At 77.6% G+C, this 13661-nt stretch carries 10 protein-coding genes; 7 read left to right on the top strand and 3 right to left on the bottom strand.

What is annotated here, in order from left to right:
• The 3 genes from ACI79E_RS09975 to ACI79E_RS09965 are packed head-to-tail and all read right to left on the bottom strand — an operon-like array spanning position 1 to position 4756.
• Positions 1-2406, bottom strand: a complete 2406-nt coding sequence (locus ACI79E_RS09975; RefSeq protein WP_456932374.1) for a transglutaminase family protein — start codon at positions 2404-2406, stop codon at positions 1-3.
• Positions 2403-3761, bottom strand: a complete 1359-nt coding sequence (locus tag ACI79E_RS09970; RefSeq protein WP_456932373.1) for a DUF58 domain-containing protein — start codon at positions 3759-3761, stop codon at positions 2403-2405. Before ACI79E_RS09970 ends, ACI79E_RS09975 begins: the two co-directional genes overlap by 4 nt.
• A gap of 14 nt (positions 3762-3775) precedes the next feature.
• Positions 3776-4756, bottom strand: a complete 981-nt coding sequence (locus ACI79E_RS09965) for an AAA family ATPase (protein ID WP_456932372.1) — start codon at positions 4754-4756, stop codon at positions 3776-3778.
• A 362-nt stretch (positions 4757-5118) separates the two neighbouring features.
• Between ACI79E_RS09965 and mraZ the strand changes: the two genes are divergently transcribed.
• The 7 genes from mraZ to mraY all read left to right on the top strand — a co-directional run bounded on the left by mraZ (position 5119) and on the right by mraY (position 13618).
• Entirely contained in the window at positions 5119-5553 is a 435-nt protein-coding gene (gene mraZ, locus ACI79E_RS09960) for a division/cell wall cluster transcriptional repressor MraZ (RefSeq protein ID WP_456932371.1), read from the top strand.
• A 450-nt stretch (positions 5554-6003) separates the two neighbouring features.
• Positions 6004-6981, top strand: coding sequence for a 16S rRNA (cytosine(1402)-N(4))-methyltransferase RsmH (gene rsmH, locus ACI79E_RS09955; protein WP_456932370.1), 978 nt, complete (start codon positions 6004-6006; stop codon positions 6979-6981).
• Positions 6978-7676: a hypothetical protein gene (locus tag ACI79E_RS09950; protein ID WP_456932369.1), complete on the top strand. Its 699-nt coding sequence runs from the start codon at positions 6978-6980 to the stop codon at positions 7674-7676. The genes rsmH and ACI79E_RS09950 overlap by 4 nt, the downstream gene beginning before the upstream one ends.
• A gap of 2 nt (positions 7677-7678) precedes the next feature.
• Positions 7679-9505: a peptidoglycan D,D-transpeptidase FtsI family protein gene (locus tag ACI79E_RS09945; RefSeq protein WP_456932368.1), complete on the top strand. Its 1827-nt coding sequence runs from the start codon at positions 7679-7681 to the stop codon at positions 9503-9505.
• Between the two features lie 71 nt (positions 9506-9576).
• Positions 9577-11151, top strand: a complete 1575-nt coding sequence (locus ACI79E_RS09940; protein ID WP_456932367.1) for a UDP-N-acetylmuramoyl-L-alanyl-D-glutamate--2,6-diaminopimelate ligase — start codon at positions 9577-9579, stop codon at positions 11149-11151.
• Positions 11148-12542, top strand: coding sequence for a UDP-N-acetylmuramoyl-tripeptide--D-alanyl-D-alanine ligase (locus ACI79E_RS09935; protein WP_456932366.1), 1395 nt, complete (start codon positions 11148-11150; stop codon positions 12540-12542). The genes ACI79E_RS09940 and ACI79E_RS09935 overlap by 4 nt, the downstream gene beginning before the upstream one ends.
• Entirely contained in the window at positions 12539-13618 is a 1080-nt protein-coding gene (mraY, locus tag ACI79E_RS09930; RefSeq protein WP_456932365.1) for a phospho-N-acetylmuramoyl-pentapeptide-transferase, read from the top strand. Before ACI79E_RS09935 ends, mraY begins: the two co-directional genes overlap by 4 nt.
• The last annotated feature ends 43 nt before the right edge of the window (positions 13619-13661 follow it).

The following is a 13661-nucleotide window of genomic DNA, read 5'->3' as shown; positions in this document are numbered from 1 at the left end:
TCAGCCGCGCAGCGCCGGGCGGCGGCTCCACCTCGGCCGCGGCAGTCGGATCCGCAGCTCCCGCGCCCCCCGGCCCAGGGACGGCGGCCACAGCAGCGCGCGCAGCCGGGTCCGCCGGGAGGCCCCGGCCAGCAGCCCGTGCCGGGCGGTGGCCAGCGCCGCCACCAGCTCCGCCCCCGCCGCGGGGACGCTGCCGGGACGCGCGTAACTGGCCGCCTCCTCCGCGCGGGCCAGCCGCGTGACGGCGTCGGCCGCGGCCTGCACCGGCACCAGCCGGCCGCCCGGGCGGTGCGCACCACCGCCGCCGCCCCGCTCGCCCATCGCCGCGGTCAGCTGGGCGGCCACCTGCCGCGGGGTCCGCGCGGGGTCGCCCTCCACCCCGACGTCCAGCGCGGTCGCGGCGAGCTCGTCCCACAGCGCCGCAGCGCTGCCGTCGGCGAGCCGGCGCCGTCGCTGCAGGGCGCGCACCCCGGCGGGCACCGCGGCCAGGGCGGCGACGCCGAGCACGCCGGCGACGCCCAGCAGCACCGGGCGCAGCCAGTCGGCCGACTCCGGTGCGGCCTGCGGCGCGGGCAGCTGCTGGGGCACGGGCTCCAGCTGCGGCGTGGGGGTGGCCGGCCCGGGCAGCGGGACGACGGGCGCGTCGGCGCGGTCGTCGGCCTCCTGGTCCTGCACGCGCGGGGACCACGGCAGCTCCACCGCGCGGTCGACGTCGATCGGGGTCGGGTCGAAGGGGATCCAGCCCAGGTCGTCGAAGTAGGCCTCGACCCAGGCGTGCGCGTCGTCGCTGGTGACCAGCCGGCTGCCGTCGGGCTGCACGGTGCCCGGGGTGTAGCCCAGCACCACCCGCGCCGGCACCCCGGCGGCGCGGACCAGCGCCGCCATCGCCCCGGCGTACTGCTCGCAGTAGCCCCGGCGCAGCCGCAGGAAGTCGGCGAGGTCGTCGCCGCTGGTGCCGGGGGCGGTGGACAGCGAGTACTCGTACCCGTTCGCCGGGTCGGTGAAGTGCCCGTAGATCGCCCGGACCCGCTCGTAGGGGGTGCTCAGGCCCGCGGTCAGCGAGCCGACCAGGTCGGTGACGGCCGGGTCCATCGGGGGCAGCGCGGTGTAGCGCTGGCTCAGCGGCAGGTCGGGCGGCAGCGGTCCGGCCTCGGCCAGCTCCTCCGGGGTGGGCCGCGGGTCGACCGCGCTCACCGACCAGGTGCGCCCCTCGGTGGTCACGTCCCGGCCGAAGACGGTGGCGGTGCCGGGGTCGAACCGCCACTGCTCGGCGTCGGCGACCGCGACCGAGAGGGGGGAGTAGAGCAGTGGCAGGTAGACGTCCTCGTGTCCCAGGGCGGTGACCAGCGCGTCGACGGGGCGGCCGTCCCGTCGTCCGGGCAGGGGGGCCAGCTCGCTGTCGTCGGCCACCGCCGTCTCGCCGTCCAGGTTGCCCACCGACCAGCCGTCCTCGGCGTCGTAGACCTCCAGCGCGACCACGCGCAGGTAGCCGGGGTCGTCGACGGAGGCCTGCACGCGCAGCAGGTCGATCGGCTCGTCCAGGGTCAGCTGGCCCTGCAGGGCGGCGGCCGGGTCGAGCGCCGTCCCGGTCGAGCCGCCGACGCCGCGGCCGATCCCGCCGGCGAAGCTGCCCTCGGTGAGGGTCGGGACGACCGCGCCGACGACCAGCCCCAGCAGCACGGCGACCGTCCCGGTGCGCAGGGCGGTCAGCGTGCCGGTGCCCAGCAGCGGCCGGTGCCCGCCGGCCGGCCGGTGCCGCAGCCGGCGGTGCTGGTCGGCCCACAGCAGGAGCGCCAGCCCGGCCGCGGGGGCGGCCACCGGCAGCGCGCCGATCGTGCCGGTCACCGTGCTCACCGGCACGCAGATCAGCACCAGCAGCCCCAGGCCGGCGAGGGCGGGCTGGCGGACGCCCACGGCGACGAGGTCCACGACCAGCGCGACCAGCCCGACCATCAGGGCGGTCAGCGCCAGCAGGCCGGTCAGCGGCAGCGCCGGCGTGGCCTGCTCCTGCAGCTCGGCCGAGCCGTCGGCGAGCACCGACAGGAGGTCCCGCACGCTGTCCCGGGTCGGCAGCCACCCGCCGACCGCGCGGGCGGGTGCGAACACCGCGGTGACCAGGCAGCCGAGCAGGGCGAGCTGGCCCAGCGGCACCAGCGGCACGCCGAGGGCCGCCCACCGGACGGGCACGGGGCGGCCGGGCGCGAGCGCCGACCAGAGGACGGCCCCGACGCCGCGCAGGAGCAGCCCACCGACCGTGACGACGGCGACGGCGGCCAGCACCGGCGCCAGCCAGGAGCGGTCGGTGAAGACGGGGACGAGCGCGAGGGTGCCCAGTGCGGTGGCGACGGCGGCGGCCAGCGCGGTGCCGGCCTCGGCCAGGGCGACGCGGGAGGTGGGGCCGGTCACGCGGGCACCCCCCGCAGCCCGGCCGCGGTGGTGCCGGGCCGGCCGAGCTGCGACCAGACGGCGCCCACGGGGTCCCCGGAGGAGGCGACGGCGACCCGCCAGCCGCCGGCCCGCAGCAGCCGCGCGGCCGCCTCGCGCTGGCGCGCCAGCTCGTCGCGGGCGGCGCCGGTGGCCGCCCGGCGGCCGCGGGTGAGCTCGCTCCCGGCCCAGCTGCCGATGTCGGCCAGCACCGCCAGGTCCGTGCCGGGGCCGGAGCGGGCGCGGACCAGCTCCGCGGCGTCCTCGGGCCCGACGGCGCCGAGCAGGGCGATGACCGGGCCGTCCCCGGCCGCCCGGGTGAGCAGCTCCAGGCCCGGCCCCAGCCCCGACAGCCGGGACGGCGTGACCGCGGCCAGCCGGTCCAGCAGCTCCCCGGCGCCCAGGCCGTCGGCGTGCTCGGCCGGGGCCAGCTCGACGGCGTCGGTGACCACCCGCAGGGTGGCGCCCCGGCCGAGGAGCTCGGTGCCGATGCTGGCGGCGGCCTCGACCAGCCACTCCAGGCTGTCCGGTGGGGGTGCGTCGCTCCCGGCCGTGCCGGCGGCGCGGTCGGCCGCGTGCCCGCGGGCCAGCACGTGCGCGCGGGCCCGGGTGTCCAGCAGCAGGGTCGCCTGCGCCCGCCACGGGCGCTCCTCCAGGCGCACCATCAGCTCACCGGTGCGCGCCGTGGCCCGCCAGTGCACCTTCCGCAGGTCGTCACCGTGCCGGTAGGGGCGGGTGCTCACGTCGTCCTCGCCGTGGACGGCGATCGAGCGGCGCGCGCCCGAGTCGCCCCCGCCGTGACCGCCCGACGGGCCGCCCGGGCCCAGCGGGACGACCCGCGGCACGACGACCAGGGGAGCGCTGTCGGTGCCGGCGACGCTGCGCAGCACCAGCCCGAACGGGTCGACCAGCCGCAGCCTCAGCGGGCCGAGCCGGTAGCGGCCGCGGCGCCCGCCGTGCACCCGGTACCCCAGCGTGGCGGTCTCCCCGCCGGGCAGCCGGTCGACGACGAACTCCGGGGTGGCGCCGAGTTCCGCCGGGACGGTCTCGGCCATCAGCCACAGCCCCCCGGTGCCCCGGCCGGCGTTGGTGACCTCCAGCCGCACCTCGGCGTCCCCGCCGCGCGGCACCCGGGCGGGGGTCACCGTGCGCCGGGAGGCCACCCGGAACCGGCGCCGGGCCACGGTGGCCGCCGACAGCAGCGGCAGCGCCAGCACGAAGACGGCCACCTGCACCAGCGGGCGCTCGCCCAGGAGGACGCCGAGCAGGAGGAGGGTGAGGCCCGCGGCGACGAGGCAGCGTCCGCGGAGGGTGAGCGTGGCGAGGGCCGTCGCCACAGGTCCGCGCACGGTCAGCGCCCGCGCGGCACCGGGACGGTCGCGAGCAGGTCGGTCACCACCTGCTCGCCGGTGCGCCGGGACGCCGCGGCGTCGGCGGTCAGGAGCAGCCGGTGGGCGAGCACCGGGACCGCGACGGTCTGCACGTCGTCGGGCAGCACGTGGTCGCGCCCGGCCAGCGCCGCGGCCGCCCGCGCCGTCCGCAGCAGCTGCAGCCCGGCCCGGGGCGAGGCGCCCAGGCGCAGGTCGGGGGAGCGGCGGGTGGCCTCCACCAGCGACACCACGTACCGGCGGACCGCCTCGGCGACGTGCAGCCGCCCCACCGCGGCGACCAGCGTGCGGACCAGGGCGGCGTCGGCGACCGGGGTGAGGGTGGCCAGGGGATCGGTGGTGACCAGGTCGTCGAGCATGGCCAGCTCCGCCTCGCGGTCGGGGTAGCCCATCGACACCCGCGCGGTGAACCGGTCACGCTGCGCCTCGGGGAGGGGGTAGGTGCCCTCCATCTCGATCGGGTTCTGGGTGGCCATCACGAGGAAGGGGCGGGCCAGCTCGTAGCTGACGCCGTCGACGGTGACCTGCCGCTCCTCCATGCACTCCAACAGGGCCGACTGGGTCTTCGGCGAGGCCCGGTTGATCTCGTCGGCGACGACGATGTTGGCGAACACCGCGCCGGGCTTGAACTCGAACTCCCGGCTCTCCTGGTCGTAGATCGCCACGCCGGTCACGTCGCTGGGCAGCAGGTCCGGCGTGAACTGGATCCGGCGCACGCTCGCGTCGATGGAGGCGGCCATCGCCTTGGCCAGCGTCGTCTTGCCCACGCCGGGGACGTCCTCGACCAGCAGGTGCCCCTCGGCCAGCAGCACCACGAGCGCCAGGTGGACGACGTCGGGCTTGCCGTGCACGACACGGGCCATGTTGGCGGCGATGCGGGCGCCCTCGGCCGCGACGTCGATCGAGGACTCCGTGCCGTCAGCGGTGCGGGTCACCTCGGTCACGTATCCCAAGGTACGTGCGCCGGGGGACCACCGGGCGGTCCCCGGACGCACCGACCGGTGGTTTCCCCAACTTCCGGCCTCGGGGGTGGGCGGACGCCCCACGGCGACCGTCCGCGACGACCTGCCGGGGGTGCGGTGGACCCACTCCGGCCCACCCCCGGCCCCACCGCGCCCCACCGGTCTCCGCGCACCCGCGGACGGCGTCCTGACCAGCGCGAGCGGCGGTGGGGGAGGCCGGTCACGACATGGTGTCGAGTGGTGTCTGGTGGGGGCCAGTGGGTTACTGTGTGGCCCGGTGGGGAGGCAGGGCCCGCTCCGGGTCCTCCCAGAGCGAGTGGAGGACCTGTGGGGGAGGTGATCCGGTGTTCGTCGGCAGCTATCCGCTGCGGCTCGACGAGAAGGGCCGGCTCGCACTCCCCGTCCGGTTCCGCGAGCAGGTGGCCGGCGGCATGGTGATCAAGAAGGGCCAGGAGCGCTGCATCTACGGCCTCACCATGGCCCGCGTCGCCGAGCAGAGCGCCGCGGCCGCCGCCATGGCGCCGTCCGACACCGCCGCGGCCCGCATGCGGGCCCGCATGAGCTTCGGGTCGATGGTGGAGGTGGAGCCCGACAAGACCGGGCGCATCACCATCCCGGCCAACCTGCGTGAGTACGCCGGTCTCGACCGCGACGTCGTCGTGGTGGGTGTCGACACCCGCTTCGAGATCTGGGACGCCGGCACCTGGGACGCCTACGTGGCCGAACAGGAGGCCGTCTACGCCGAGATGGAGAGCGAGGGGATGCCGACCCTCTCCTGACCCGACGTCCCGACCCCGCCGCCCGCCCTCCGCGCCCCACCCCGACCGAGCCGACTTCCCCGCGGCTCGACCGGCCGGCCCGAGCCGCCTTCCCCGCGGCTCGGTCCGACGCGGCGCGGAGGCGCAGCACCGCCCCCGGGCACGTCGCCGGTGCGGCCCCCCAGCCCGCGCACCGGCACGGGCCCTCCCCGCCCCCGCGGGGCACCACCTGGCGTACTTCCCCGGCGCCAGGCGGGTCCCGCGGGGGTCGGGTCGGCCGTGCCCGCCCCACCGGGCCCCACCGGCCCCACCGCGCCCCACCCCCACCCGGATCGGTCCCGAGGCGCCCTCCTCCACCCGGATGCGTCTCGAAACGCCCGCCGCGCTCCCCCCGCCGACCACCGCCCCGCGTCACCATGGACGGGCCCCCGGGCCCCGCGCCCACCCGACCCGTTCGAGGAGCAGTCGACGATGAGCAGCACCGAGCCCGCGCGGCCCGCGGTGCACGTCTCGGTGCTGCTCGATCGGGTCGGCGAACTGCTCGGCCCCGCCTGCGCCACCGAGGGGGCCGTCCTCGTCGACGCCACCCTGGGCCTGGCCGGGCACTCCCTGGCGCTCCTCCGGGCCCACCCGGGGCTGCGGCTGGTGGGGCTGGACCGCGACCCCGACGCCCGCGCCGAGGCCGCCCGCCGCATCGAGGCGGCCGGCTGCAGCGACCGGGTCACCCTCGTGCCCGCCGTCTTCGACGAGCTGCCCGACGTCCTGGACCGGCTGGGCATCGAGGAGGTGCAGGCGGTGCTGTTCGACCTCGGCGTCTCCTCCCTCCAGCTCGACCGGCCCGACCGCGGCTTCAGCTACGCCGCCGACGCGCCCCTCGACATGCGCATGGACCCCGGTGCGCCCCGCACCGCCGCCGACGTGGTCAACACCTACTCCGCCGCCGAGCTCACCCGCGTCCTGCGGGTCTACGGGGAGGAGCGCTTCGCCGCCCGGATCGCCCGCGCCATCGAGCGCGAGCGGGCCCGGGAGCCGTTCACCCGCACCGGACGGCTGGCCGAGCTGGTGCGCGAGTCCATCCCCGCGGCCACCCGCCGCACCGGGGGGCACCCGGCCAAGCGGACGTTCCAGGCGCTGCGCATCGAGGTCAACGACGAGCTCGGCGTCCTGGAGCGGGCCCTGCCCGCCGCCATCGACGCCCTCGCCGTGGGCGGGCGCATCGCCGTCATCACCTTCCACTCCCTCGAGGACCGGATCGTGAAGCAGACCCTCGCCGCCGGCGCCACCGACCGGACCCCGCCGGAGCTCCCGGTGCCCCTGCCCGAGCACGGCCCCACCCTCCGGCTGCTCACCCGCGGGGGCGAGGCGCCCTCGGCGGAGGAGACCGCGGTGAACCCCCGCGCCGCCTCGGCGCGGGTGCGGGCCGCCGAGCGCATCCGGCGGGCGGCGTGAGCGCCGCCGCCCGCGCCGCGGGGGTGCCGCCCGAGCCCCGCTCGCCCCGCGCGGGGACGCCGCCCGAGCCGCGGGCGGCCCGCGCCCCGGCGCGGGGCACACCGCCGGTCCCGCCCCGCGCCCCCCGGACGCCGGCCCCGGCTGCCCGCGCGACGCCCACCGGTGCGACGGCGGCCGCGCCGCCGGCCACCCGCACCGTGACCGCGACCCCGGCCCGGCCGGTGCGCGCCCACACCGCACCGGTCCGGGTGGGCGCGCTGCGCGCCCGCCCGCCCCGGGCGCAGGCCACCGGCCCCGTGCCGCGGCCCGCGCCGGCGGCCGCCGCGCCCCGCTCCCGCCGGTCGGTGCTCACCACCCGCCGCGCGCCGCTGGTGCTGCTGGTCGTCGGCCTGCTCGTCGCCACCGCCCTGGGACTGCTGTTCCTCAACACCGCCATCGCGGTCAACTCGCTCAAGGCCACGCAGCTGGCGGCGGCCAACGCCGACCGCGAGCAGGAGGTGGAGCGCCTCGAGCAGCAGGTGGTCGCCGGGGGCACCTCCGCCGCGCTGGCCGCGGCCGCGACCGCCGCCGGCCTGGTGCCCGCCGGCCCGGCCGGCTACCTGGTGATCGGCGAGGACGGCACGGTCACCCTGCGGGGCGAGGCGCTGCCGGCCGAGGCCCCCGCACCGGCTCCCGAGCCCGGCGCGGGGGGCTGACGGTGCCCACCCCACCCCGGCCGCCGGCCCCCGGCCGGCGCACCGGTGACCGCCTCCCGCCCCGCGGCGGTGCGGGCGCCTTCGCGCCCCGCCGTCCGCCGGGCAGCCGTCGCGTCGCCGCCGGCCTCCGGCCCGGCACCCGGCGGCTCACCATCGGCCTGGTGCTCGTCGTCGTCCCGCTGCTGGTCGTCATGGGCAAGCTGGTCCTCCTCCAGGGCGTGGACGGCGGTGACTACGCCGCGGCCGCCACCCAGGACCGGCTGCGCAGCTACCCGATCGCCGCCCTCCGCGGGCAGGTCCTGGACCGGGACGGAAACCCGCTTGCCTACACCGTCGAGGCCTCCCGGGTGGTCGCCGACCCGACCGTGGTCGCCGATCCGGCACGCACCGCCCTGGCCCTCACCACGCTGCTCGACGTCCCCGTCTCCGAGCTCACCGAGCTGCTGTCCCGCGACAGCCGCTACGTCGTGCTCGCCGGCCAGGTCTCCCCGGAGACCGTCGACGCCATCGACGAGCTGGGCCTCGGGGGGATCTTCTTCGAGGACGACCCGGTGCGCCTCTACCCGGCCGGGACCGTCGCCGGGCAGGTGGTCGGCTTCGTCGGCCGCGAGGGCGGCGGCCTGGCCGGCATCGAGCAGAGCTTCGACGAGGAGCTCGCCGGCAGCCCCGGTGAGCGGCGGGTCGAGGTGGGCTCCGGCGGCCACCCGATCCCCTCGGGCATCGACGAGTCCACCCCGGCCACCGACGGCGAGACCGTGCAGCTGACCCTCGACTCCGACCTCCAGTTCGTCATGGAGCAGCGGCTGGACCAGGCGTGTCAGGACGGCGCCACCACCCGCGCCTCGGCCGTGGTCCTCGACGTGCACACCGGCGAGGTCGCCGCCATGGGCTCCTGCCCCGGCTACGACCCGGGCGCGGCCGCCGGCACCGACCCGGAGCTGCTGGGCAACCCGGTGGTGTCCGACGTCTTCGAGCCCGGCTCGGTGATGAAGGCGGTCACCCTCGCCGCCGCCGTCGAGGAGGGCGTGGCCACCCCGGACACCGTCCTCACCGTCGACGGGCACATCCAGGCCGGGGACGCCGTGGTCACCGACGCCCACGACCACGAGCCGATCGACTGGACGGTGACCGGCGTCCTCGCCAAGTCCAGCAACGTGGGCACGATCATGCTGGCCCGCGAGGTGGGCGACGCGAAGCTCGAGGAGTACCTGCGGGCCTTCGGCGTCGGCGGCCGGACCGGCATCGAGCTGCCCGGGGAGAGCGCCGGCATCCTCTCGCCCTCCGACGACTGGGAGGACAGCCGCGCGGCCAACATCGCGATCGGCCAGGGCGTGTCGGTCACGACCCTGCAGATGGCGTCGGTCTACCAGGCGATCGCCAACGGCGGCGTGCGCATCGAGCCGCGGGTGGTCGAGTCCGTCGGCGGGGAGGCGGCGCCCGCGCCGGGGTCCACCCGCGTGGTCAGCGAGTCCACCGCCGACCAGATGGCCTACATGCTCGAGGCGGTCGTCGGCCCGGGCGGCACCGCGCCGCTCGCCCAGGTCGACGGGTTCCGGGTGGCCGGCAAGACCGGCACCGCGCAGCGGGCCAACCCCGAGTGCGGCTGCTACGCCGGGGGCGGGTACGTGACCACCTTCGTGGGGTTCGCGCCGGCCGACGACCCGCAGTACGTCGTCGCCGTGGACCTGGAGCGGCCGACCAGCTCCGCCGAGGGCGGCCAGGTGGCCGCCCCCGTGTTCGCCGACGTCATGCGCCAGGCGCTCACCGCGGACGCCATCGTGCCGTCGGGCACACCCCGCCCCGAGTTCCGGCTCACGGGCTCCGACTGACCGAGGACCCCCTCTCCGCACGCTCGGGGCGGGCCCGGGGCGGGGCCTGCCCGCCGGTAGATTGGAGCCCCGTGACCCCGACCGCGGACGGGGCGGCCCCCCGCCACGCGGGCGCCGCCCCGGCGACCCCCGCCCCGACGCTCGCCGACCTCGCCGACCTCGTCGGCGCCCCGGTGCAGGGCGACGCCGCGACGCCGGTCTCCGGTGTCACGCTGGCCTCCGGGGAGGTCGGCGCGGGTGACCTCTACGCGGCCCTCCCCGGTGCCCGCACCCACGGTGCCCGGTTCGCCGCCGACGCCGCCGCCCGGGGCGCGGTCGCCGTCCTCACCGACCCCACCGGTCGCGAGCAGGCCTGCGCCACCGGGCTGCCGGTCTGCGTCGTCGAGGACCCGCGCGCCCTGCTGGGCGCGGTCGCCGCCCGGGTCTACGGCGAGCCGGGCCGGCGGCTGCAGGTCGTCGGGATCACCGGCACCAACGGCAAGACCACGACCAGCTACCTGGTCGAGGCGGGTCTGGCCGCCGCGGGGCGGGGGAGCGGCCTGATCGGCACCGTGGAGACCCGCACCCGCGGGTGGGCCCCCGACGGGACGCCGACGGTCACCGCCCTGCCCAGCGTCCGGACGACGCCGGAGGCGCCCGCCGTGCACGCGCTGCTGGCCCGCATGGCCGACGCCGGCGTGCAGACGGTGGTGATGGAGGTCTCCAGCCACGCGCTGGTGCTCGGCCGCGTGGGCGGCGTCCCGTTCGCCGCGGCCGGCTTCACCAACCTGGGCCGCGACCACCTGGACTTCCACGCCGACCTGGAGGACTACTTCCTCGCCAAGGCACGCCTGTTCGACGGCCGCGCCGCGGTCGAGGTGGTCGACGTCGACGACCCGTACGGCCGCCGGCTGACCGGCATGCTCGACGGCCGCCGCGCGGTCACCGTCTCCGGCCGCGGAACCCCCGCCGACTGGACCGCGACCGGGGTCACCGTGGCCCCCGACGGCGGCTCGGCGTTCACCCTCACCGGCCCCGACGGCCGCACCTGGCCGGCCCGGGTGCGGCTGCCCGGGGCGTTCAACGTCGCCAACGCCGTCCTGGCGGTGGCCCTGCTCGACGCCGTCGGCGTCCCCGTCGAGGCGGCGCTGCGGGGGCTGGCCGACACCGTCGTCCCCGGCCGCATGGAGCCGGTGGACGCCGGTCAGCCGTTCGTCGCCGTCGTCGACTACGCCCACACCCCCGACGCGGTCGCCACGGCGCTGTCGGCCCTGCGCGCCGACACCGCGGGCCGGGTGATCACGGTGCTCGGCTGCGGGGGCGACCGGGACCCGGGCAAGCGGGCGGCCATGGGCGAGGTCGCCGCCCGGGGCAGCGACCTGCTCGTCGTCACCGACGACAACCCGCGCTCGGAGGACCCCGCCGCGATCCGCGCCGCGGTGCTCGCCGGCGTCCCCGCCGACCGGCGCGGGGACGTCCTGGAGATCGGCGACCGGCGCGCGGCGATCGCCGAGGCCGTGGCCCGCGCCCGCCCCGGCGACGCCGTCCTCGTGGCCGGCAAGGGCCACGAGACCGGCCAGGAGGTGGCCGGCACCCTGCACCCGTTCGACGACCGCGCCGTGCTGCGCGAGGCCCTCTCCCGGGCCGGAGTGGAGCCGAGCCCGTGATCGCCCTGACCCTCGCCGAGGTGGCCGCGGCGGCCGGTGGCCGGCTGGTCCCCGAGGCCGACGGCACCGTCACCGGGAAGGTCACCGTCGACTCCCGCAGCGTCGCCCCCGGCGACCTGTTCGTCGCGGTGCCGGGGGAGCGGGTCGACGGCGCCGACTTCGTCGCCGCGGCCGCGGCCGCCGGCGCCGTGGCGGCGCTGACCACCCGCCCCGACCCGGCCCTGCCCTGCGTGGTCGTCGACGAGCCGGTCGCCGCGCTGGGCCGCCTGGCCGCCGCCGTCCACGAGCGGCTGGTGGCCGGCGGCCTGACGACGCTGGCGATCACCGGCTCCTCGGGCAAGACCTCCACCAAGGACCTCCTGGGCCAGGTCCTCGGTGCGGCCGGCCCGACGGTCAGCCCGCCGGGGTCCTACAACAACGACATCGGCCTGCCGCTGACCGTCCTCGACGCCGACGACGCCACCCGGTTCCTCGTCCTGGAGATGGGCTCGCGCGGGCGCGGGCACATCGCCCGGCTGTGCGGCGTCGCCCGTCCCCGCATCGGCGTCGTCCTCAACGTGGGCTCGGCGCACCTCGGCGAGTTCGGCTCCCCGGAGGGCATCGCGGTCGCCAAGGGCGAGCTGGTCGAGGCGCTGCCGGCCGAGGGCACCGCCGTCCTCAACGCCGACGACCCGCGGGTGCTCGGGATGCGGTCCCGCACCCGGGCGAGGGTGGTCACCACGGGCCTCGCCGACGGCGCCGACGTCCGGGCCGAGGACGTCGCCCTCGACGAGGCCGGCCGGGCCGGGTTCACCCTGGTCGCCGCCGGCGCGCGGCACCCGGTCCGGCTGCAGGTGGTCGGCGTCCACCAGGTGGCCAACGCGCTGTCGGCCGCCGCCGCCGCGCTGGCCGCCGGGATGGCACCGGCCGAGGTCGCTGCCGCCCTGTCCGCCGCCGGTCCGCGCAGCCGGTGGCGCATGGAGGTCACCCGGCGCGCGGACGGCGTCACCGTGGTCAACGACGCCTACAACGCCAACCCCGAGTCCATGCGTGCCGCGCTGGCCGCCCTCGCCGGCCTGGCCGGGCAGCGGCGGATCGCCGTCCTGGGTGCGATGGCCGAGCTCGGCGCGGGTGCGGACGACGAGCACGAGCGGCTGGGCCGGGACGCCGTGGCCGGCGGGGTGGACCTGGTCGTGGCCGTCGGGCCCGATGCGGTAGGGATAGCCCAGGGCGCGTCCCGGGCCGGAGCGCGCGAGGGGGAGGGTGCGGTGCACGTGCCCGACCGGGCTGCTGCCCGGCAACTGCTGACGGAGGTGCTGGTGCCCGGAGACGTCGTGCTGGTGAAGGCCAGCCGGTCCTACGGGCTGGAGCTGCTCGCCGCCGACCTGCTGGACACCGGGGCAGGCGCGTGAAGTCCGTCCTCATCGCCGCCGCGTTCGGCCTGGTGATCTCCATCCTCGCCACCCCGGTGGCGGTCCACCTGTTCCGGCGCAAGGGCTTCGGCCAGGAGATCCGCGACGACGGCCCCGAGAGCCACCTGTCGAAGAAGGGCACGCCCACCATGGGCGGCACCGTCATCGTCGGGGCGACCGTCGGCGGCTACCTGATCGCCCACCTGTTCCTCATCAACCAGCCCGGCCGCGGGGTCACCGCCAGCGGGCTGCTCGTGCTGTTCCTCATGGTGGGGCTGGGCACGGTCGGGTTCCTCGACGACTACCTGAAGATCCGGTACCGCCGGAGCCTCGGGCTGAACAAGACCGCCAAGCTGGTCGGGCAGCTGGTCGTCGGGGTGGCCTTCGCGGTGCTCGCGGTCAACTTCCCCGACCCCGCCGGCACCACCCCGGCCTCGACGTTCGTCTCCTACGTCCGCGACATCGCGCCGCTGGCCCTGGGCCCGATCCTCTTCGTGGTGCTGGCCTACCTGTTCATCGCCGGGTTCTCCAACGCGGTCAACCTCACCGACGGCCTCGACGGGCTGGCGGCGGGCTGCTCGGCGATGGTGTGCGGCGCCTACACGATCATCTCGTTCTGGCAGTTCACCCACGACTGCACGACCGCGGTGATCGACGGCTGCTACACCGTGCGCGACCCGCTCGACGTCACCCTCGTCGCCGCCGCCGGCATGGGCGCCTGCCTGGGCTTCCTGTGGTGGAACACCAGCCCGGCGCGGATCTTCATGGGCGACACCGGCTCCCTGGCCCTCGGTGGGCTGCTGGCCGGGCTGGCGATCGTCACCCGCACCCAGCTGCTGCTCGTCGTCCTCGGGGGGCTGTTCGTCGCGGTCACGCTGTCGGTGGTCATCCAGGTGGCCTTCTTCCGGGCCACCCGCCGCCGGGTGTTCCGGATGGCGCCGCTGCACCACCACTTCGAGCTGGCCGGGTGGGCGGAGAACACCGTGATCGTCCGCTTCTGGTTGGTCACCGGCATGGCGGTGGCGTTCGGGCTGGGCCTGTTCTACGCCGACTGGCTCTCCATCACCGGCCTGTGACCGGCCGGGTCCTGCGACACGCCCCGCCGGTGTCCCGGACGGC

It is taken from the genome of Geodermatophilus sp. SYSU D00079, assembly GCF_054050635.1.
This window is presented reverse-complemented; position numbering and strand designations above follow the sequence as displayed.